We start from the raw sequence: 20,383 nt of genomic DNA on the forward strand, positions 1-20,383 counted from the left end.
CCCGACCCGCCTGCCCGGCCGCCCCCCTGCCTTGGAACCCCGCTTTCCAAGGAACCGGTGCTTCCATGGGGACGCGGACTATCCGAATTCCATCCTCCATGTATGATTACGCCCAATCATGGGGAGAAAAGGGGATGGAGCTGGAGGCTCGCTGATCCGGAGCAACTGGTGACGTCCCCTCGGACCGCTCCCCGAGCGTGAGTGATTCCTAGGGGACGTCACCGGCATGAAGAAGAACGAAGCAGCCGCCGTGAGTTGGTCCTCCGCCCCTTCCGTGGTGGTGGATGCGGACCTGGACGAGCGGACCCTCGCCGCGGACGTGGAGTCGCTCTTCACGCCCGCCCCACAAGAAGAGCGCTCACAACCCAACACGTGGGATGGCCCCTCCGGTTCAGGCCACTCGAGCTCGGGCCACTCGAGCTCGAGCCACTCGAGCTCGAGCCACTCCGGTTCGGGTCTCTCAGGCTCGGGCTACTCGGGCTCCAATCCGTCGGGCTCTGGCTCCACGGGCTCCGGAGAGCAGGAGGGCCACGGACTCAGGCCCGGCACGCGCATCCAGCACTACGAGCTCATCCGCGAGCTGGGCAGCGGCGGCATGGGCACCGTCTTCCTCGCCCGTGACACGCGGCTAGGCCGGCGCGTCGCCATCAAGTTCCTGCACACCCAGGACGCGGACGTCACCAAGCGCTTCATCCTCGAGGCGCGAACCACGGCGCGCTGCAGCCACGAGAACATCGTCATCATCTACGAGGTTGGCGAGTCCCAGGCCGGCCCCTTCATGGTGCTGGAGTTCCTCGAGGGCCAGCCGCTGATGAAGGTGATGGGCAAGCAGCGCCTGCCGCCCACGCGCGCGGTGGAGCTGATGGTGCCGGTGGTGCGTGCGCTGGCGTGCGCCCACGAGCAGGGCATCGTCCACCGCGACCTCAAGCCGGAGAACATCGTCGTGACGAACGCGGGCGCCATCAAGGTGCTCGACTTCGGCATCGCCAAGGTGCTCCAGGGGGACGAGCCCAACGAGGGGCTGATCGCCCAGGGCCACGGCAAGCCCCAGCTGCCCTCCGCCCACGAGCTGGGCGAGGACGTCTCCAACCTTACCCGCCGCGGCGCCATCATGGGCACCATGGCGTACATGGCCCCGGAGCAGTGGGGCATCGGCATCCCCATCGACCACCGGGCCGACATCTGGGCCGTGGGCATCATGTTGTTCCGGATGATCGCCGGAAAGCATCCGTTGGACCCACTGCGCGGCCCGCAGCTCATGGTCACGGCGATGATGGACGAGGCAATGCCGCGCCTGCAGAGCGTGGTGCCGGATGCCCCGCCGGACCTGGCCGCCGTCATCGACCGGTGCCTGCTCAAGCCCAAGGACGAGCGCTTCCCGGACGCCAACTCGCTGCTGAAGGCCCTGGAGCCCTTCCTCCCGGGGCGCTACAGCCGCGAGCTGCGCATCGACGAGAGCCCCTACGCGGGCCTCAGCTCCTTCCAGGAGGCGGACGCGGACCGCTTCTTCGGCCGCACGCGGGAAATCGCCGCGCTGGTCAACCGCATCAGCGATCGGCCGCTGCTGGCCGTCGTGGGCCCCTCCGGTACGGGCAAGTCCTCCTTCGTGCGCGCGGGTCTGGTGCCCGTGCTCAAGCGCTCCGGTACGGCCTGGGAGTCGCTCGTCATCCGCCCCGGCCGCAGCCCGCTGACGGCCCTGGCCAACATCGTGGCGCCGCTGGTGGGCTCCTCCACCACCGTGGACGAGGACATCGAGCAGCAGCAGCGGCTCGTCGAGCGCCTGAAGGCGGAGCCCGGTTACGTGGGCAGCCTGCTGCGCAGCCGCGCCCGCCGCGAGCGCCGCAAAATCCTCCTCTTCATCGACCAGTTCGAGGAGCTCTACACACTGGTGCCGGACGAGCAGGAGCGCCTGGCCTTCACCGCGTGCCTGTCGGGCATCGCGGACGACGCCACCTCGCCCATCCGCGTCATCCTCTCCATCCGTTCGGACTTCCTGGACCGGGTGCCCGAGGACGAGCGCTTCATGAGCGAGCTGAGCCAGGGGCTCTACTTCCTCACCGCGCCCAACCGCGAGGGCCTGCGGGACGCGCTGGTGCAGCCGGCGGAGATGGCCGGCTACCAGTTCGAGTCTCCGGCGATGGTGGACGACATGCTGGCGCACCTGGACGCCAGCCAGGGCGCGCTGCCGCTCCTGCAATTCGCGGCCACCAAGCTCTGGGAGTCTCGCGACACCCGGAACAAGCTGCTCACCGAGAGCGCCTACCAGTCCATCGGTGGCATCGCGGGCGCGCTCGCCAGCCACGCCGACAGCGTGCTCGCGAGCATGTCCAACGCGGAGCGCACCCTGGTCCGCGCGGTCTTCCTGCGCCTCGTCACGCCCGAGCGCACGCGCGCCATCGTCTCGGTGGACGAGCTGCGTGAGCTGACGAAGGACTCGGGGGAGATGCAGCGGCTCATCGACCATCTCGTCCAGGCGCGTCTGCTCGTCGTGCAGACGGGAAGCGGGGCCACGGGCGCGACGGTGGAAATCGTCCACGAGTCACTGCTGCACAGCTGGCCCACGCTCAAGCGCTGGCTGGACGAGGGCCAGGAGGACGCAGGCTTCCTGGAGCAGCTGCGCAACGCGGCCCGGCAGTGGCAGGCCAAGAACTTCGACAGCAACCTGCTGTGGCGCGGCGAGATGGTGGAGGAAGCGCTGCGCTTCCAGCGGCGCTTCCGCGGGGAGCTGCCGCAGCTTCAGCAGGACTACCTCGCGTCGGTCTTCGCCCAGGCGAAGAAGGGCAGGCGGCTGAGGAAGGCGCTGCTCTTCGGCGGCGCCACCTTCCTGGGACTGCTGGTCATCGCCGCGGCGGTGGCGCTGGTGGTCATCAGCAATGCGCAGCGGGAGGCCGAGCGCCAGGCGGAGGTGGCCCTCAAGGCGGAGTCCGTGGCGCGCACCGCCGAGCAGACGGCGCGCAGTGCCGAGGTGGAAGCCAAGGAGCGTCTGGCCGAGGTGCAGGCCAAGGAGCTGGAGCGCCAGAAGGCGCAGCAGGCGGCGGAGGCGGCCAACGCGCAGGTGGCGCTCACCAACCAGGAGCTGCTCAGCAAGAACGACGAGCTGCTGTTGGCGCTCAAGCGGGCCCAGGAGGCGCAAACGCGCGCCAAGGGCGCCAAGCGACGCGCCGAGTCCAGTGCGCGGGAAGCGCGCCAGGCCAAGGAAGAGGCCATCAAGGCGGCGGAGAGTCTCGCCAATCTGCTGCGCCGTGAGCAGGAGCGCGCGCAACGCCTGCAGGCCCAGCTCGGCAGTCCGGTCATCGAGGTCCTGAAGTGAGAATGGTGATGAACAGGTCCAGGTTCGTGCTCACCCTGTCCGCTGCGCTCCTTGCGCTGTGGACGGCGCCCGTGGAGGCCCAGACGGCCCGCGGCAAGCAGAAGACCGCGGCGGTGCGCAAGCCCGTCAAGAAGCAGGCTGGCGCCAGGCAGGCCGGTGCGAAGCTGTCCGGCTCCAAGCGGCTCCGCTCCAAGCAGCGGCCCGGAGCCGTGGAGAAACCCGCAGCCGACGCGCCTACCTCCGAGATCCCCACCGCGTCCGACGCCCCCCTGGGCGCCGCGCTCCAACCCTCCACCGAGGCGCCCAACCTGGCACCTCCGCCTCCCTCCGCGCCGCAGGCGGCCACCATGCCTGAACCAACCGGGGATCGGCCCTGGGCCAAGGGCGTGTCCAAGGAGCAGCAGCAGGCTGCGATGGTGCTCTTCCAGGCGGCCAACGCGCTGCTCAAGGAGTCCGTCTTCGTCCAGGCCGTGGAGAAGTACCGAGAGGCGCTCCAGTCGTGGAAGCACCCGGCCATCCACTACAACCTGGCGCTGGCGCTGATGAACCTGGACCAGCCCGTGGAAGTCCACGAGCAGCTCGTGGAGGCGCTGCGCTACGGACCGGCGCCCCTGGAGACCGAGAAGTACGAGTACGCCCGCAACTACAAGACGCTCATGGAGCGGCAGCTCGCCCGGGTGGAGATCTCCTGCGACACGCCCGGAGCCACCGTCACCCTGGACGGCCAGACCCTGTTCGTCGCCCCCGGAAACTACGCGGGGCTGGTGCGCCCCGGCGCGCACAGCATCGTCGCCACCAAGGAGGGCTTCCTCCCCTCCGACCAGAGCCGCACGCTGCTGCCCGGCGAAACGGCCGCCCTCCAGCTCAAGATGTTCACCTCCGAGGACCTCATCGAGTACCGGCGCAAGTGGGCCGCGTGGATGCCCTGGATGGTGGTGGGCGCGGGTGTGGCCGTGGGCGCGGGCAGCGGCTGGCTCCACCTCCAGGCCCGGGACAACCTCCGCGCCCTCGACGAGGGCGTTACCCAGTGCGGTGGCTGCTTCCTGACCCCGGCCCTCGACGCCACCCTCAACCGGGGCAACACCTACCAGTCCCTGGCCATCGGTGGGTACGCCCTCGGCGGCGCCGCGCTCGTCACCGGTGTGGTGCTCGTCTTCATCAACCAGCCCCAGCCGTTCCGGATCGACCCCACCCAGAAGAAGGTGGAGGTCGTGGGTGTCGCGCCCCTCGTCGGTAGCGGCACGGGCGGCATCCTCACCACCTTCCGTTTCTGAGAGCCCTCGAGAGTCCCCCCCATGAAACGAGAGCAGCCTCTCCAGCTGACCGGCCACGCCACCGCGCTCGCCCTGGCGCTCCTGGCCCTTCCCTTCTTCTCCTCCTGCTTCGAGCCCACCAGCGTCCAGTGCCCCTCCGGACTGTTCTGCCCCGCCGGCCAGAAGTGCGCCGCCCGCCAGGACGTGTGCATCAAGACCGACTGTGGCGATGGCATCATCCAGCAGGGCGAGGCCTGTGACGACGGCAACATCGTCGATGGCGACGGCTGTAGCCGGACGTGTACGTCGACCGAGATCTGCGGCAACCAGATCGTGGACGTGGCCCGCGAGGAGGTCTGCGACGACGGCAACACCGCCGACAAGGACGGCTGCAGCGGCAACTGCAAGTCCAGCGAGCTGTGCGGCAACGGCATCGTGGACCGGGCCGTGGGCGAGGTCTGCGACGACTACAACACCCGCTCGGGTGACGGCTGCAGCGCGGACTGCCTGTCGCTGGAGACGTGCGGCAACGGCTACACGGACACCGCCAAGGGCGAGAAGTGCGACGACGGCAACAACGAGAGCGGTGACGGCTGCAGCTCCGACTGCAAGTCCCAGGAGAGCTGCGGCAACGGCTACAAGGACACCGTCAAGGGCGAGGTCTGCGACGACGGCAACAACGTGAACGCCGACGGCTGCAGCTCCGACTGCAAGTCCAACGAGACGTGCGGCAACGGCACCAAGGACGTCTCCGTCGGCGAGTTCTGCGATGACGGCAACGTCGTGAGCGGCGACGGCTGCAGCTCCGACTGCCTCTCCGGCGAGGGCTGCGGCAACGGCGTGCGCGACCCGGAGGAGCAGTGCGACGACGCGGGCGAGTCCGTCGCCTGCAACGCCAACTGCACGCTGCGCATCTGCGGCGACGGCGTCATCAACCGCACCGCGGGTGAGCAGTGCGATGACCGGGGCGAGTCCGCCAACTGCAACAGCAACTGCATGCTGCGCAGGTGCGGCGATGGCGTCGTGAACACCAGCGCCGGGGAGCAGTGCGACAACGGCACCAACGCCAACAGCGCCGCCTGCGACAGCGACTGCACCATCGCCTTCTGCGGCGACGGCCACGTCAACTTCACCACCCCCGACAGGGAGCTGTGCGACACGCGCGGCAACACCTTGACGTGCAACGCCAACTGCCAGCCGGCCAGCTGCGGCGACAGGTACCTCAACACCGCGGCCAACGAGCAGTGCGACGACGGCCCGAACTCGCCCTACTGCGACAACGACTGCACCCCGCCCCTGTGCGGTGACCGGACGCTCAACACGGCCGCCGGCGAGACGTGCGACGACGGCAACACCAGCAACGAGGACGACTGCCTCAGCACCTGCAAGCCCAACGTCTGCGGCGATGGCAGGGTCAACGTCTCCGGCCCCGTGCGCACCGAGGCCTGCGACGACGGCAACACCTCCACCGAGACCGAGTGCGCGTACGGCACCCGCACCTGCACCGCCTGCAACGGCACCTGCTCCTCCGCCCTCAACCTCACCGGCCGCTACTGCGGTGACGGCGCGAAGAACGACGCCAGCGAGAAGTGCGACGACGGCAACGACCTCACCGAGTTCGAGTGCCCGTACGGGCAGATGACCTGCCAGGCCTGTGACGCGGCCTGCTCGGCGACCCTCAACCTCACGGGCCGCTACTGCGGTGATGGCGCGAAGAACGACCTGAGCGAGGTCTGCGACGACGGCAACCGAGTCACCGAGACCGAGTGCAGGTACGGCGACCCGACCTGCACCCTGTGCAACGCGGACTGCTCGGCCCCCATCTCCCGCACCGGCCGCTACTGCGGTGACGGCTCGAGGAACGACGCGAGCGAGGTCTGCGACGACGGCAACACCCTCAACGAGACCGAGTGCCCCTATGGCACCGCGAGCTGCAACACCTGCAACGCCACCTGCTCGGCCGTGCGCACCCTGACGGGCACGTACTGCGGTGACGGCGTGAAGAACCACCCGAGCGAGGTCTGCGACGACGGGGACAAGATCGACAACACCGAGTGCCCCTATGGCCAGGCGAGCTGCAGCATGTGCAAGGCGGACTGCTCGGCGGCCATTCCCCTCACGGGCCGCTATTGCGGTGACGGTGTGAAGGACTCGAACGAGGCCTGCGACGACGGCAACACCGTCGACGAGGCCGAGTGCCCCTACGGCACCGCGAGCTGCAACACCTGCAACTCCACCTGCACCGCCGTGCGCCCCGTCACGGGCCGCTACTGCGGCGACGGCGTGAAGAACGATGCGAGCGAGGCCTGCGATGACGGCAACACGGCCAACGAGACCACGTGCCCGTACGGCAGCGCGACCTGTACCACGTGCAACGACACCTGCACGGCCCCCCTGAGCCTCAACGGCCCCTACTGCGGCGACGGTACCAAGAACGGCCCCGAGGTCTGCGACGACAACAACACCAGCACCTGCGGCACCTGCGACAACACGTGCACGACGAACCAGCTTGGGAAGGCCACCGGCACCATCACCATCAAGTCCAGCTCGGGGGGCTGGGACATGAGGGACGGCGATACCTTCACCATCAACGACGGGCTCAACGTCCCGGTGGTCTTCGAATTCGACAAGAATGGGAGCGTCGGGGGCTCCCGGGTCGCCGTCTCCATCTCGGGCAGCTCCTCGGCGAACTCCGTGGCCTCGGCCATCTCGACGGCCATCACCGGCGTATCCGGAAGCGCCCTTGAGATCACCTCGACGGTCTCCTCGAACGCCGTGAGTCTGACGCACAAACAGGCGGGCTCGTTCGGCAACCAGCTCATCATCAAGACGGCGTCGAACAACAGCTCCACGAACAACAACCTCCTGGTGAGCGGGATGTCCGGAGGCGGTGGCTTCGACTGCCCAGAGAACACCCGGTGCTCGAGCAGCCAGGACTGCAACCCGGGCCTGGTGTGCGGAGGCAGCGGCACCTGCGTCCCGTAGGTCCGCTGTCCCGGAAGTGAAAGCCGCCGGCGCGGCCTGGCGCTCGTCACGAGAGCGAGCCAGGACGTGGCCGGCGGTCTCGTTTCCGGCCCACCCACCGGGCGCCACGCATCAATCCCTTCCAGCCAGGTCTGCGAAGAAGCAACCCTGGGACACGAACACCTTCCCCGCAGTCGTTTCCCCTGCGGCCATTTCCCTGCGGCCATTTCCCCTGCGGCCATTTCCCCTGCGGCCATTTCCCCTCTCCCCCTGGGAGAGGGACGGGGTGAGGGTTTCGGGTGAACCCGGGTTGAACCCCCTTGCCCACACTGAGGGTCACGGGTTGAAGAACGGGTCCTGACACCCTCACCCTGACCCTCTCCCGAAGGGAGAGGGAACATCCGGCCACTTCCTTGAGGCGCTCAGGCCTATCACCGACCGCTGTAGGACCTCGCGGGCGGACCTGCCTCCACCAGCCAGAGGGGTCGTGCTCCCGCGAGGGCATCCACCTCCGGCCGAGGCCCATGCCGGGCACCCCCAAAAACACAGCGGGCGGCCCCCCTCATGGGGAGCCGCCCGCTCAACAACCCATCCTTCTCACCGGCGACTACGGCTTGGTGTAGTTGATGGTCAGGTTGTAGCTACCCGCGGTGTAGCCGCGCACCAGGATGTACGCGCTGCTCTGGCCCGCGGGCACCGCCACGTCGCACGTCTCCGAGGCGCCGGAGAGGTACGGACGGCAGTTGTAGGTGGTGGTGGTCGGCTGGGCGCCGAAGCGGACATAGAGGTCCGGGTCACCCGAGCCCGTCATCACCACCTTGAACTGCGTACCGGGCACCACGCTGAACCCGCCGAAGTAGTCGTTCTCACCCGCGGTCACCGAGCCGCTGGCCGTCTCGGTCACCGGGCCGCCACCGCCGGAGCCGGCCGTGTACGAACCATTGAGGCTCATGCCCGAGGCGGCCGAGTAGCCGTAGATCTTCACGTAGTACGTACCGGCGCTCGGAGCGGCGAAGGTGCAGGTCTCCGCGTTGCCACCCAGGTACGGACGGCAGTCGTACGAGGAGCTGGTCGGCTCGGAGCCGAACTTCACGTACATGTCGCCGTCACCCGTGCCACCGCTCAGGTTGAACGCCAGGTTGGTGGAGCCCGCGGGCACCGCCAGCGTGTAGGTGCAGCTCCAGGAGCTGGCCGACGCGGAGATACCCGTGACCGTCACGCCGTTGGAGAGCGCGACAGGCGTGGTGCAGGTCGGCGGCGGGGTGGTGCCACCGCCCACGCCCACGGCCGTCCAGGCGTCCGACACGGACGCGACTTCCGCCGTGGTGTAGCCGAGCGCCGTCGCGGCCTGCTCCGTGTACGTCTTCGCCTGGGCGAAGGTGGTGGAGGCCGTCATGTAGTCCACGTTGGCCTTGTAGAAGACGGCACCGGCCTTCTGGATGCCAATGCCCGTGACGTTCGTGGTGGTCACGGCGCGCGGGTGCGTGCCGCCCTGGGTCAGCAGCACGAAGGCCAGGTTGGCGATACCCGAGTTCCAGTGCACGCCGCCGTTGTCGGAGCTGCCCGTGTAGCGGGTGGGGTAGTAGTCCTTCGACGAGCCATCCTGCGTCGGGTTGGCCATGTAGCGGAGCGCGTCACCCGGGGTGGCCGGCGTCCACACGTCGTCGCCCACCATCCACACCGCCGCGTCCACCGTCCAGCCGCGGCTCCACGACTCGCAGTAGGCGCCGAAGATGTCGCTCAGGCCCTCATTGAGAGCGCCGGACTCGTTGGCGTAGGTGAGGTTGGACTCGGAGCTGGTCACCGCGTGCGTCAGCTCGTGCACCGTCACGTCCAGCGACTTGCCCAGCGGCGCGGCGTCCACGCCGTTGCTGTCGCCGTACACCATCTGGGTGCCGTTCCAGAAGGCGTTGGTGTAGCTGGTGCTGTAGTGCACCGTGCTGCGCAGCTGCGCGCCCGCGCCGTTGTACGAGTCACGGCCGAAGTTCACGCTGTAGCAGTCGTAGGTGGTGCCCAGGTGGTTGTAGTTCTCGTCCACATGGGTGTCACCAGTGGCCGCGCCACCCTCGGAGCGCTTGAGGGTACCGGGCAGCGAGGTGCCGTTGTTGGCCGAGTACACCGCGCGGTTCTTCGCGGAGTGGATCTCCGAGTGCGTGGCCTCGACCTGGCCGGTCAGCGCGTTCACGTAGACGTTGTCACGGATGGGCAGGTCCGTGCCCTCGCCCGTCACCACCACGTGGTAGGCCAGCTTCAGGCGGCTGTCCTTCTCGGAGCGGATGTACACCAGGCGGGCCTCGCCCTCGGTGGCGAGGCGGCGGCCCAGCGTGTTCTCCAGGGCAGCGGCGCGGGCGGCCTCATCGGAGACGCGCGCCAGCGCGGGAGCAGCCTCACCGTCGCGGGCCGAGCCGTTGGCGGCGTAGATGCTGCCGTCCTGGTCCACGTGCACGACGAGCTCACCACCCACCACCTCCAGCCCGTTCTTCGTCTGGGCATAGCGGATGTGGCTGTGGCCCTGCTCATCCACGGAGATACGCTTCACCACCAGATCGTTGGGCTGGAGGCGGAAGACGGGGGCGATGCGGTGGAGCGCGTCACCCACCCGGGCGCTCGCATCGCGGGCAGCGAGGCCCCGCAGGGACTGGCCCGCCGAGCCGAAGTCACCGCGCACGAAGTAGGGCACCACGCCGTCCTCGTGCTTGCCGAGTACCAGCGCGCCGGGAATGGCGCTCAGCGCGGACTTCACGTCCGCCGAGGAGAGGGAGCCAACGCCGTCGGTGTTCTCCGTCAGCGCCTCGCTCGAGTCCTCAACCGCGCAAGCCGCCAGGGGCAGCGCGAAGAGTGCAGCCAGAATCCGATTACGAACCAAAGGGGGGACCTCCTGCTGGCCGATGGCGGAGATGCCACCGCAGCCGGTCCCGCTTTCAGCAGGAGTCGTGCCGATCCCTTAAACCTCGTACTTCCCGTCTCACGCTCATTTCCCGAGAGGATGCACTGGAGCATGGATGTCCCATGTCCATGCGCCACTTTGTAACTCGCGTTGACACACGACGGGCCAAGGGCGCGAAATAATTGACGATCCAACTAGTCAACAGACTGCCCTGGTTTCGGACACTTAGGGGGCCAAGAAGTCCTGTCTGACCCAGGCCTCCCCAGGGGGTGAGACTTTCTTCGCCCTCCCAACATTCGACTGTCTAGTTGATTCCCGGGCGACTCTACAAGCAGGCATGCAACAGCCCCATGGCAGCCGAGGCGGCAAGGGCCAAGGTGGCTGATTCATTTGACTTTCGACGCGATGCGGAAGAATTGGAAGCGTCGCTTCACCCCCCTTCCGCCATCACAGGTTCCCATGACGTCCTTCGTTCTCCTGGCCCAGATGGGCCACAACGAGCAGCTAGGTTGGCTCAGCCGCAAGCTGCTCGGCGTGACGCTCACCAGCGCCGAGTGGGTGCTCTGGGTGCTGGTCGTTCTCTCGGTGCTCTCCATCGCGCTGATGCTGGAGCGGGCGGTGTACTTCGCCACGCACCGGCTGCCGAACTCCGAGGAGCTGGCGGTGCGGCTGGCCCGGGGTGAGCTGGAGGCGGTGCGCACGGCGGTGGCCAAGCACAAGGGCATGGAGGCCGCGGTGCTGCGCGAGGCCCTGGCCTCGGTGGAGCAGGGCGCGGACACGGTGGAGCAGGTCATCGCCTCGACGGTGGCGCGCGAGCGTCCCCAGTACGAGCGCTACCTGTCCTTCCTGGGCACGCTGGGCAACAACGCCCCCTTCATCGGCCTGTTCGGCACGGTGCTCGGCATCATCAAGGCCTTCAACGACCTGGGCCAGATGAACGCCAAGGGCGCCTCCATGCAGCAGACGGTGATGTCGGGCATCTCCGAGGCACTGGTGGCCACGGCGGTGGGCCTGGCGGTGGCCATCCCCGCGGTGGTGGCCTTCAACGTCTTCAACCGTCAGCTCAAGACGATCACCTCGCGCACCAACGCCCTGGGCCACGCGCTGGTGGGCAGCCTGCGCGCCCAGCGCGGCGCCAGCACTCCGCACGCCGTGGCCTCCGCGGAGGCTCGCTAGGTCATGGCCGGCGGCGCACAGGACAACGACGAGGAGATCACCGGCATCAACGTCACGCCGCTGGTGGACGTGGTGCTGGTGCTGCTCATCATCTTCATGGTGACGGCCAACTTCATCGTCCGCGAGACGGTGGAGGTGGACCTGCCCAGGGCCGCCAACGGCGGCGAGACGGTGCAAGGGCTCGTCAACGTGGTGCTGGACAAGCAGGGCAAGCTCTTCTTCGACGGCGCGGAGGTGAGCGAGGACGAGCTGCGGCGCAAGGTGACCGAGTCGCTGGCGAAGGACAAGGAGACGCGCGCCATCATCAGCGCGGACCAGAGCCTGCCGTACGGACGAGTGATGCGGCTCATCGACGTGGTGAAGGGCCAGGGCATCGCGAAGTTCGCGCTCAACATCGAGAAGGACGTGGCGCCCGCGGCTGCACCCGCGGCGCCCTGAGGGGTGTCACAAGGCCATGAGCCAGGCCGCGCTCCATCCTCCCGTCTCCATCCGCCGCGACAACTCGTCGCGGGCGGTACTGATCTTCCTGCTGGTGTCCCTCGGGGTGCACGGCGGGGGCTTCTTCCTGCTGTCACGGATGCAGGAGCGCACGCTGACTCCGGTGCAGCGCCCGGTGGAGCTGGTGATGGTGGAGGTGGCGAAGCCGCCGCCTCCTCCGCCGCCCCCGCCCCAGGAGGAGCCCAAGCCGCCCCCGCCCAAGCCGAAGGTGGCGCCCAAGCCGCCGCCGGTGAAGGTGGCCCAGGCCGAGAAGCCGCCCCCTCCCCCACCGCCGGACGCGGCCCCTCCGCCGCCCAACGACGCGCCTCCGCCCGAGCAGCCCTCCAAGCCGGTGCCGCTGGTGGTGGGCATCTCCATGTCCTCCACTACGAGCGCGGGCGGCTTCTCCGCGCCGGTGGGCAACACCGTCTATGGCAAGACGGGGGACAAGGCCGTGGACCCCAAGGACGTGAAAGCCTACTCGGCGCCCAAGTACGTGCCGGTGTACCAGGTGGACTCCGAGCCCCGCGTGGCCTCCGAGGTGAAGATTCCCTATCCCGACGAGGCCCGGCGCGCGGGCATCGAGGGCACGGTGACGCTCTCCATCACCATCGACAATGAGGGCCGCGTGGTGAAGGCCGTCATCGTGAAGGGACTCGGCTATGGGCTCGACGAGGCAGCCCGCACCGCCCTGCTGCGCTTCCGCTTCAAGCCGGCCATCAAGAACGGTGAGGCCGTCTCCACGGAGATGAAGTACTCGTACACGTTCGTGCTGGATTGATCAGAAGTCCGCCCGGGCCTCGGCCAGGGTGTACTCCTTGTGGTTGGGGAGGACGGGGCCCTTCCTCTCCACCATCCATGCGGGTGCACCATCTGGTAGGTAGAAGTCCTCCTCGAAGGGGGACAGTCCCAGGTGGTGCAGGTACTCCTTGAGCATGTCGAAGGTGAACCGGTCCCGCACCCGGCGCGCCTGATAGTGCTCCAGTTTCTCGAAGGGGAAGGGCTCACCGGATTGGTCGAAGACCCAGCGGCCCCCGTCATTGGATACGCCCAGGGCGCGCACGTAGTTGAGCCAGGCCGTCCGGCGTGGGCCGTACATCTCGAGCATCACGGCCCCAAAGCGGCCTTTGTCCTTCTGGATGGTGTTGGGCACGGCGACCACTCGCAGGCCCCGGCAGCCCAACGTCTCGGCCATATAGGACACGGGGCCGAACACATCGGTGCCCCTCCACCCGTTGTCGACGTATGCCGTCCAGGAACTGCGCGTTGGCATGAAGAGATACCGCCGTCTCTCTGCATCGGTCAGGGGCAGCAGAGCGGAAAGGGCCTGCTCCAGAGGGCCGGGCACAGGGCGCACCTCGACCGAGATGCCACGTGACACAAACAGCCCGCCCTGCCACGCCGCGAAGGCATGGGCAGTGTGCTCCGCATCGGCCTCCAGGAATCCCATCTCCGAAGTGACAGGCGCCCAGCGGTCATCCAGGAGCAGTCCCTTCAAGTTCTCGGTCATCGGGTGAGCCTCGCCCGTCAGGGCACGATCAGCAGGATGATCTCCGCGTCCGAGTCGTTGGACGTGATGCGCGACTGGTGGCCAGGACCACGGCCCGAGTTGGGCGTGTCGTACTCCACATGGTAGCGGCGCCCCTTATAGTCGAACTGCAGGTCCGGTCGATTGGTTCCCACGCGCTGACTATCGCGCCAGACGACCTGCTGCTGGTTTACCCGAATGTTCTCGGCGCCGATGCCCCGCAGATATTGGATGTCCGCCTGGAGCTGTGCGTTCTGACTCGGACTGGAGCTGATGGGCCGGTCTACACGCCGCATTCTGGGCACATTCGGGTTGACCGCGACATCTTGAGGAAGGCGCGGGCCAGCGGCCACTGGTGGTGTCGGGTTGGTGCCTGTGAGTGCCTGAACCAGACGCGGCGATGGCATAGGTGAGCCTGGCGCGGGAGCAGACGCCGCTGGCGCTGGCGCGGGTTCTGAAACGGGTGGGGCGGCTCGCGACACCGGCTGTCGCGGCGCCGGAGCTTCGCCCCCGAATCCCTCCTTCCGGACAAGCGGACGGAGAGCTGGCTCCGAGCCCACCCGCACCACGCGAGAGAAGACTCCCTGCAGAACCTTCGTCCCTGACAGGGTCAACAACAGCACCCTCAGCTCACGCTGGACCGTTTCCGCCAGGTGCCGCCGCACCTCGAGCATCGTCCGGGCGATGCGAGGGGTAGTGGCCGGCGAGAAGACGGTGGGCACGATGAGCGCCCCTCCCGATCCTCGATACCAGGCGTACCTCGCGCGTTCTGACCTGGCGGCACGGGCTGCCATGTCCGCCAGGGCCGCGTCCCGGTCGGGATAGATGGATGCATTCAACGGTTCCACGCTCGTAAGCCCGAAGTCGACATGGGACTCCGGGACGAGCACGGGCAGCAGAACCCCCTCGCAGTAGAGAAGGTACCCTCCCTCGGTGAGCCCAAAGCCCACGGCGGTCACTCGCAGGTCGATGAAATCCCGATGCGCTCGTGGCTCTCCCAGATGAGAGACCCGGGGCAATTCGACGCCGCGCTGGTGCAGTTCCTCGGACTGCTGGGGCGTGGGTACCTCGAAGTCGACTTCGACAGCCTGTTGCCCGGCTCCCGCCGTCGCGGGGAAATCCCCACCTGTGAGCAGACCGTTCCGCCCGTACCACTGAGTTCCACCCAGGGATGGCGTCGCGGCACATCCCGCGAGCAACAACAGGAGCGCGAGCCCGCTCAACACATGGAGGCGCCACCTGCTGGGATGACAAGAGGTTGCAAGGGGCATGAGTCCCTTCCTCCTTCCTGATCGAGGACCGTGCGCCGGGTGTCTGGTGAGCAGCACGAAGCAATGATGAAGGACGGACGTGGAACCCTGAAGGACACGGGAGGTAGATGCGTGAGCCGTCCACACCTGGACGCCCGTGCGCCCGCCTCCCTCGACGCTCCAATCCCCGGTGTAGAGTCGCCCTACCTACCGCCGAGGAATCCGGATGACGCTCTCCGCCGAGGATCGCTTCAACATCGAGGTCATCAAGCTGCTGCTCCAGGTCGCCTGGGTGGACCGGGAGATCACCAAGGCCGAGCGCATGGTCGTCCTGGGACTGGGCCGGAGCTGGAGCGTTCCCGAGGCCGAGCTGCACGCGCTGATGGACCGGCTGGAGATCGGCGGCACCATGCCCGAGCCCGACCTGGACGTGCTGCGCACCCGCCCGGACGAAGTGCTGGAAGCCGCACGGGCCTTGTGCGTCTCCGACGGCAAGCTCGCCGAGGGGGAGAAGTCCATGCTCGAGCGCATCACCTCCCGGCTGGGCGTGACGCCCTAGGGCATTCCAGGAGTACGCTAGGGGCCTCCACCCGGGAGCCCCCATGAGCGCCAGCGCGCAGGCCACCTCCTCGCAGGACTTCACCCACCGCTACGTCCCCGCCTTCGGCAAGCGAGTGCATCGCCTGGGCCTTGCCGGCAACTACGGCATCGACGAGGCCGGCTTGAGCGCCGCGCTGGAGCGAGGGCTGAATTACATCTTCTGGACCCCGCGCCAGGGCCGCTTCACCCGCGTGCTGCGCGAGGCCCTCAAGCGGGACCGCGAGCGCTTCGTCCTCTCCGCCGGCCCCACCTTCGGATGGTTCCCCGGCCAGGTGCGCCGGGGCGCCGAGCGCGCGCTCAAGGTGCTCGGCACCGACTACCTGGACCTCTACCAGCTCTACTGGCTGAGCCGGATGAGCGCGTGGACCGAGGGCACCGTCGAGGAGCTGGTGAAGCTCAAGGAGGAGGGCAAGGTGCGCGCCCTCGGCGTCTCCATCCACGACCGCCCCCGCGCCGGGAAGCTCGCCGAGGACTCACCACTGGATGCGTTGATGATTCGCTACAACGCGGCGCACCCAGGCGCCGAGCGCGACATCTTCCCGCACCTGGCGAAGCGCAAACCCGCGCTCGTGGCCTACACCGCCACGGACTGGCGCCGCCTGCTCAAGCGCCCTCGGGGCTGGGACGGCCCCGTGCCCACCGCGGGCGACTGCTACCGCTTCTGCCTCTCCAACCCCCACGTGGACGTGGTGCTCACCGGCCCCGCGAGCCGCGCACAGCTCGACGAGAACCTCGCCTCGCTGGAGCGGGGCCCGCTCTCCTCCGAGGAGCTGGAGTGGATGCGGCGCTTCGGCCAGGTCGTCCACGGCTGAGGCGTCGCGGACGCGAGGCTCAGGCCACCGCGGGCTTCTCGGCGGGCGCCAGGTGCACGTTGATGTTCTGCGTGCCCGTCACGCCCAGGAACGTCTCCACGTTGCCCTTGCCGCCCGGCTCGAAGGTGATGACCTGCGAGCGAGAGCCGAGCTTCGCATCGATGGTCAGCTTGTTGCCGCTGGCCGTGTACGTGGCCTGGGAGGCCCGGGCGCCGTTGAGGGTGACCTCGGCCTTGCCATCCTCGAGCAGCTTCAGCGTGAGCGAGAACTCTCCCTTGTAGAAGACCGTGTCGATCTTCCCCTTGAAGGCCGCCTGGGTGGCTCCGAGATCGATGAACTCACCGCTGCCCACGTTCACGAAGAAGACCACCTGCGCGAAGACGTTCAGCTTCGAGCCCGCCCCGGTGCCACGTCCGATGAAGTTGCGGAAGTCGACCATGTTCTCCCTGTCCGATGCCGGAGTGTGAGGCGGAGCAACAGCCCCGCCAGGAACTCCGCATCGTACCAGCCGAGACCCCGCCCCACCGCCGGGCTTTCTCATGACGCGGGCGGGCAGAACGTGGGCTGGCCGACAGGGGAGCAACCACGCTCACGGCTGAACGTTCACGGTCTTATCACCCACGGTGGCATTGCGCGGCCGGATGAAGCGGGCAAGCGAGACAGAAGGCGAGTAGGTCTTGGTGAAGTTGACCAGCATCAGCGTCATCATGGACGCCCTCTCGCCAAGCGAGCGCTCCAGCAGGGGCGAGGGGAAGGCCACCCGGAGGTCCTCTTCCAACGGCCCGCCACAGCTCCACTGGCCTACGAAGCCGTCCTCGTTGCGCTGCAGGGCGTAGCCGCAACCACCCACGTTGCCATAGAGCCACTCCTTGTCCAGGGTGAGGTCCACTGGAATGCCACCGAAGCTGCCCCAGATTCGGGTGTCATCACCCTCGGCCAGCTCCAGCCGCGTCTCGTGCTCGGCCACCGCGCCGGTGACCTCCTGCCAGGTCCACGTCAGGGACACCGGCTGGTCGCGGAAGCGGCCTCGCATGGAGTCCTCAGCGATGACGAGGGAGGACGCGGGACCGGTGATGTACTGGCCCTGCACCAGCAGGGGTTCTCCGTCCGGGTGACCCAGAGAGTACGCCGGCTCGCCAACACGGGAGTTGGCATGGGAACCCGCACACCCGACCCCCAGGAGGATGAGACCCGACAGCAGCAGCAGACGCGACATGGCAGCCCTCCAAGTACTTGGTTGTGACAATCCAAGAAACGCACGCTGCAAAAAGGCATATCGGCGTGACAGCCGTGGAGAGAGCCCGGCCTCCTGCGTCACGGCCGGGCCAGAAGCCCTCCTCCATCACGGGGAGCGCGCGAGTCCTCCATCTGGATGGCCGTGTGAGCGCGGCCCAGCCGGAGGACATACGACATGAACAAGGAGAGCATCGTCCGGGCCTGGAAGGACCCGGCGTACCGGGCGAGTCTGTCGCCCGAACAGCGGACGGAGTTGCCAGAGCATCCATCCGGCGTGGCGGAGCTCGATGACGCAACCTTGGGAGAGGCAGTCGGCGGCGGCGGTGTCCTGGACATCGCGCGCATCCGCATCATCAGGTTCAGCGCGGTCGACGCCTGCCCCTCGCTGTTCTGCCCCTTCCAGGACGTGGACATCCGCATCAACCCGCAGGTAGCGGCGGTGCGCTTCTAGCGATCACCCCATCGCCCAAAACACAGCGGGCCGCCCACTCTGATGTGGACGGCCCGCCTGGACTCCCTGGCTGCACATGAGGCCCCGCGCTACAGCGGGACGAGGAAGTCCTTGATGACGGCCATGTGCTGCATGTTGGTGGCGCCGCTGTCCGCCGACAGCGCGGGGGAGATGTCCGAGAGCGGCGAGTACACGCGCGTATCCACCACGAGGCCCGAGCTGAACGTGCTGGAGCCGATGACGGTGGACGTCTGGTAGGCGCGCAGGTCCGAGTCCACCAGCAGGTGGTCATACGGCTTGGCGCGGGAGGCGTTGGTGTTGGTGTTACCGTTCTTGTCCGCCGGGTACGGGCTGCCGGTGGTCACCACCTGGGCGAAGGTGCTGATGCAGCTCTCGGAGCGGCTGTCCGTGTTGAGGTCACCGCCGATGGCCAGGAAGTCACCCGCGGGAACATTGGCCTTGATGAGGTTGACCAGGTTGGTCGCCTCCGTGTTGCGGACGCTGCTGCTGGTGGTGAGCAGATGCACGCTCACCACCCAGAGGTCCTTGGGGCCGGGAATGTCGATGCGCGCCCAGGAGAAGTCGCGGTTGGTCACCTGCGTGTCATCCCACTCGCCCGAGGCGACGATGGGATAACGGCTGATGATGCCATTGGGGATCTGCGCTCCGGCCTCGCGGTAGTAATAGAAGCTGGAGCCGAAGGCGGTGTTGACGAAGCTCCGGATGGCACTCGCCGAGTTGTCGCCGTAGTTGAACTCCTGAATCATCACCACGTCTGGCTTCGTGCCCTGGAAGATGCGGGTGCCATGGCCCGGGTCGTAGCTCTGGTAGTTGCCGCTGGAGATGTTGGCGGCCATCAGCCGCACCCGCGCAGTGGCAAGCAGAGCGTCGCTGGGATTCGCCTCAGTTCCCGGCTCGGCCTCGACTTGCGGAGACTCCTGCGGGGGCTCGACCTCCGTGCCAGCACCGCACGCGGAGAGCGCGAGGGAGAACAGCGAGAGCAGCAACTTGGACCCGAAGCGGGCCTTCTTCGAGGGGGGGATGCGCTGGTGCATGGGTTCCATCCAGTCCGCGGGAGAGGGCCGTGATGGAAAGACAAAGCGGCCTGCCGGGCAAGCGACAGGCCGGTTTATTTGATAGGGACCGCAAGGGTTTCCAGCGGTCCCTTCCCATGCCGCGGCGCGCTACGCGCGTCCTTTCAGCCGAGAGGACACCTCATTCGGACTCGGGAGCCAGCGCGGGCTCCGGAGCAAGGGACCCGCCGCAAGGGATGCGCACCGCATCGAGACGTCCATACAGGCCATGCGTCTCATCTTCCGGGCCCGCGGTGAAGAACAGCGTATCGGTGGGCTGGTTCGCCACGCCGCTGCCGAAGGCCAATCCCCACAGGCCGTCGATCTTGATCGTCTTGCCGTCGGGCCGCTCCAGCCGCCCCTCGTGGTTGCCGGTCTGCGGGTCATAGACGTTGATGACGCCATCACCGAAGTTGCCCACCAGGAGCTTGCTGCCGAACTTGCCAAAGCTGGCAGGAGCCAACGCCAGGCCCCAGGGAGCATTCAGCTTGCCGCGCGAGATGAGGCGCCGGACGAGACGGCCATTCGCATCGAAGATGTTGACGTAGCCCAGCCCATGCCCGGTGACATCATCCTCGCGGTCCCGGTCCTGCTTCGCGTAGGTGACGTAGAGGTTGCCGTTGATGTTCTGGATGCCGAAGGGCGCGAAGCCCGCGGGGAGGGTGGGATCCGAGAACGACCCCGGAAGCGTGGCGGGCCCGAAGGAGCTGTTGAAGACGTCGATCTTCCCGTTGTGGAAGTCCGTCGCGTACAGGAAGAACCCCGTGCCATTGGGCGCGAGAGCAAGGCCCTTGTAGATGGCACCGGTGGCGGAGTTGTCCACGACGGTGAAGGAGTTGGTGAGGTTGATGGCCGGAGCCCAGGCGGTAATCGTCCCCTGCTCGGTGGCGAAGATGAAGAAGCTGGTAGCCGCGGCGTCTCCCTGGGTGACGATGAACTGGCCGGTGCCGTTGAAGACGATGCCGGTGGGCCGACCCGGGCCGGCGACTCCCTCCGGCGGCGGAACGGTCACGACGAGAGAGTTGCGAACGCCGTCTCCGTTGTAGAGCGTGGAGACGCCCGTCCCATTGTCATTGACCCAGACGAGGCCAAACGGGTTGAACGCGATGCCCCACGCGTTGACCAGGTTTGGATCCACGTTCTCCGCGAACCCCTCCCTGTCGGCGACGAGGTTGCGCTGCACGTAGGCATTGGGTTGCCTGCAGGAGTTGTGAGCGAAACCGACCGTGGGCACCAGGGATGCGGCAACCGCCAAGGCCAAGACAGGGCTCCGCCAGGAGCCCAGAAGGAATGAAGCATTCATATGTGTCCCCCCTCCCGAGACCACCAAGACAGTGGCCTCGTTGGACGGGAACGTGGGGGTACA

At 67.7% G+C, this 20,383-nt stretch carries 15 protein-coding genes and 2 pseudogenes; 9 read left to right on the forward strand and 8 right to left on the reverse strand.

The genetic code is table 11. The features are described from left to right. Nucleotides 1-226 precede the first annotated feature (226 nt). Genes OV287_RS46745 through OV287_RS46755 form a run of 3 tightly spaced genes read left to right on the forward strand, consistent with a single transcriptional unit; the run spans nucleotide 227 to nucleotide 7,548 of the window. Nucleotides 227-3,310 carry a serine/threonine-protein kinase gene (locus OV287_RS46745; RefSeq protein ID WP_267540552.1) on the forward strand — a complete coding sequence of 1,028 codons (3,084 nt, stop codon included), beginning with the start codon at nucleotides 227-229 and terminating at the stop codon, nucleotides 3,308-3,310. Nucleotides 3,311-3,318: 8 nt separating this feature from the next. Next, nucleotides 3,319-4,584: a PEGA domain-containing protein gene (locus OV287_RS46750; protein WP_267540553.1), complete on the forward strand. Its 1,266-nt coding sequence runs from the start codon at nucleotides 3,319-3,321 to the stop codon at nucleotides 4,582-4,584. A 21-nt stretch (nucleotides 4,585-4,605) separates the two neighbouring features. Continuing rightward, nucleotides 4,606-7,548 carry a DUF4215 domain-containing protein gene (locus tag OV287_RS46755; RefSeq protein ID WP_267540554.1) on the forward strand — a complete coding sequence of 981 codons (2,943 nt, stop codon included), beginning with the start codon at nucleotides 4,606-4,608 and terminating at the stop codon, nucleotides 7,546-7,548. A gap of 586 nt (nucleotides 7,549-8,134) precedes the next feature. Here the strand turns inward: OV287_RS46755 and OV287_RS46760 are convergent. Beyond that, complete coding sequence (locus tag OV287_RS46760) at nucleotides 8,135-10,393, reverse strand: M4 family metallopeptidase (protein ID WP_267540555.1); 2,259 nt, start codon at nucleotides 10,391-10,393, stop codon at nucleotides 8,135-8,137. 480 nt (nucleotides 10,394-10,873) lie between these two features. On the opposite strand from OV287_RS46760, the gene OV287_RS46765 reads away from it, so the two are divergent. Genes OV287_RS46765 through OV287_RS46775 form a run of 3 tightly spaced genes read left to right on the forward strand, consistent with a single transcriptional unit; the run spans nucleotide 10,874 to nucleotide 12,848 of the window. Beyond that, nucleotides 10,874-11,590 carry a MotA/TolQ/ExbB proton channel family protein gene (locus OV287_RS46765; protein ID WP_267540556.1) on the forward strand — a complete coding sequence of 239 codons (717 nt, stop codon included), beginning with the start codon at nucleotides 10,874-10,876 and terminating at the stop codon, nucleotides 11,588-11,590. A gap of 3 nt (nucleotides 11,591-11,593) precedes the next feature. Then, nucleotides 11,594-12,028, forward strand: a complete 435-nt coding sequence (locus OV287_RS46770; protein WP_267540557.1) for an ExbD/TolR family protein — start codon at nucleotides 11,594-11,596, stop codon at nucleotides 12,026-12,028. Between the two features lie 16 nt (nucleotides 12,029-12,044). Then, a complete protein-coding gene (locus OV287_RS46775) occupies nucleotides 12,045-12,848 on the forward strand; it encodes an energy transducer TonB (RefSeq protein ID WP_267540558.1) in 804 nt (267 codons plus the stop codon). On the opposite strand, the gene OV287_RS46780 is transcribed toward OV287_RS46775, so the two are convergent. From OV287_RS46780 to OV287_RS56845, 3 genes and pseudogenes are all read right to left on the reverse strand, one after another. Beyond that, nucleotides 12,849-13,577 carry a hypothetical protein gene (locus OV287_RS46780; RefSeq protein WP_267540559.1) on the reverse strand — a complete coding sequence of 243 codons (729 nt, stop codon included), beginning with the start codon at nucleotides 13,575-13,577 and terminating at the stop codon, nucleotides 12,849-12,851. Between the two features lie 17 nt (nucleotides 13,578-13,594). Further along, nucleotides 13,595-13,891, reverse strand: a complete 297-nt coding sequence (locus tag OV287_RS46785; RefSeq protein ID WP_267540560.1) for a hypothetical protein — start codon at nucleotides 13,889-13,891, stop codon at nucleotides 13,595-13,597. 354 nt (nucleotides 13,892-14,245) lie between these two features. Then, a pseudogene (locus tag OV287_RS56845) lies at nucleotides 14,246-14,866 on the reverse strand (hypothetical protein); the annotation flags it as partial. 205 nt (nucleotides 14,867-15,071) lie between these two features. Here OV287_RS56845 and OV287_RS46790 point away from each other — a divergent pair. Both OV287_RS46790 and OV287_RS46795 read left to right on the forward strand, forming a co-directional pair. Further along, nucleotides 15,072-15,404 carry a tellurite resistance TerB family protein gene (locus tag OV287_RS46790; protein ID WP_267540561.1) on the forward strand — a complete coding sequence of 111 codons (333 nt, stop codon included), beginning with the start codon at nucleotides 15,072-15,074 and terminating at the stop codon, nucleotides 15,402-15,404. A 43-nt stretch (nucleotides 15,405-15,447) separates the two neighbouring features. Then, on the forward strand, nucleotides 15,448-16,257 hold the full coding sequence (locus OV287_RS46795; protein WP_267540562.1) for an aldo/keto reductase: 810 nt from the start codon (nucleotides 15,448-15,450) through the stop codon (nucleotides 16,255-16,257). Between the two features lie 19 nt (nucleotides 16,258-16,276). Here OV287_RS46795 and OV287_RS46800 read toward each other — a convergent pair whose 3' ends face one another. After that, entirely contained in the window at nucleotides 16,277-16,696 is a 420-nt protein-coding gene (locus OV287_RS46800; RefSeq protein WP_267540563.1) for a hypothetical protein, read from the reverse strand. Between the two features lie 150 nt (nucleotides 16,697-16,846). Beyond that, the gene (locus OV287_RS46805; RefSeq protein ID WP_267540564.1) at nucleotides 16,847-17,473 is read right to left on the reverse strand and encodes a hypothetical protein; all 627 of its coding nucleotides are present in this window, start codon (nucleotides 17,471-17,473) and stop codon (nucleotides 16,847-16,849) included. A 195-nt stretch (nucleotides 17,474-17,668) separates the two neighbouring features. On the opposite strand from OV287_RS46805, the gene OV287_RS46810 reads away from it, so the two are divergent. Beyond that, nucleotides 17,669-17,944: a mersacidin/lichenicidin family type 2 lantibiotic gene (locus OV287_RS46810; protein WP_267540565.1), complete on the forward strand. Its 276-nt coding sequence runs from the start codon at nucleotides 17,669-17,671 to the stop codon at nucleotides 17,942-17,944. Between the two features lie 95 nt (nucleotides 17,945-18,039). Here OV287_RS46810 and OV287_RS46815 read toward each other — a convergent pair. Both OV287_RS46815 and OV287_RS46820 read right to left on the reverse strand, forming a co-directional pair. After that, nucleotides 18,040-18,999: pseudogene (locus OV287_RS46815) on the reverse strand (endonuclease/exonuclease/phosphatase family protein); the annotation flags it as partial. A 160-nt stretch (nucleotides 19,000-19,159) separates the two neighbouring features. Beyond that, nucleotides 19,160-20,278 (reverse strand): TIGR03118 family protein, encoded by a 1,119-nt coding sequence (locus tag OV287_RS46820; protein ID WP_267540566.1) that lies wholly within the window; start codon nucleotides 20,276-20,278, stop codon nucleotides 19,160-19,162. Between the last annotated feature and the right edge of the window lie 105 nt (nucleotides 20,279-20,383).

The organism is Archangium lansingense (genome assembly GCF_026626635.1).
Classification (GTDB): domain Bacteria; phylum Myxococcota; class Myxococcia; order Myxococcales; family Myxococcaceae; genus Archangium; species Archangium lansingense.

Bases quoted from the DNA above. Each gene is read 5' to 3' on its own strand.
- OV287_RS46800 (WP_267540563.1), bottom strand. From the start codon at position 16,696: ATGGTCGACTTCCGCAACTTCATCGGACGTGGCACCGGGGCGGGCTCG.
- OV287_RS46745 (WP_267540552.1), top strand. From the start codon at position 227: ATGAAGAAGAACGAAGCAGCCGCCGTGAGTTGGTCCTCCGCCCCTTCC.
- OV287_RS46810 (WP_267540565.1), top strand. From the start codon at position 17,669: ATGAACAAGGAGAGCATCGTCCGGGCCTGGAAGGACCCGGCGTACCGG.
- OV287_RS46755 (WP_267540554.1), top strand. From the start codon at position 4,606: ATGAAACGAGAGCAGCCTCTCCAGCTGACCGGCCACGCCACCGCGCTC.
- OV287_RS46780 (WP_267540559.1), bottom strand. From the start codon at position 13,577: ATGACCGAGAACTTGAAGGGACTGCTCCTGGATGACCGCTGGGCGCCT.
- OV287_RS46750 (WP_267540553.1), top strand. From the start codon at position 3,319: ATGAACAGGTCCAGGTTCGTGCTCACCCTGTCCGCTGCGCTCCTTGCG.
- OV287_RS46795 (WP_267540562.1), top strand. From the start codon at position 15,448: ATGAGCGCCAGCGCGCAGGCCACCTCCTCGCAGGACTTCACCCACCGC.
- OV287_RS46785 (WP_267540560.1), bottom strand. From the start codon at position 13,891: ATGCGGCGTGTAGACCGGCCCATCAGCTCCAGTCCGAGTCAGAACGCA.
- OV287_RS46770 (WP_267540557.1), top strand. From the start codon at position 11,594: ATGGCCGGCGGCGCACAGGACAACGACGAGGAGATCACCGGCATCAAC.
- OV287_RS46765 (WP_267540556.1), top strand. From the start codon at position 10,874: ATGACGTCCTTCGTTCTCCTGGCCCAGATGGGCCACAACGAGCAGCTA.
- OV287_RS46805 (WP_267540564.1), bottom strand. From the start codon at position 17,473: ATGTCGCGTCTGCTGCTGCTGTCGGGTCTCATCCTCCTGGGGGTCGGG.
- OV287_RS46775 (WP_267540558.1), top strand. From the start codon at position 12,045: ATGAGCCAGGCCGCGCTCCATCCTCCCGTCTCCATCCGCCGCGACAAC.
- OV287_RS46790 (WP_267540561.1), top strand. From the start codon at position 15,072: ATGACGCTCTCCGCCGAGGATCGCTTCAACATCGAGGTCATCAAGCTG.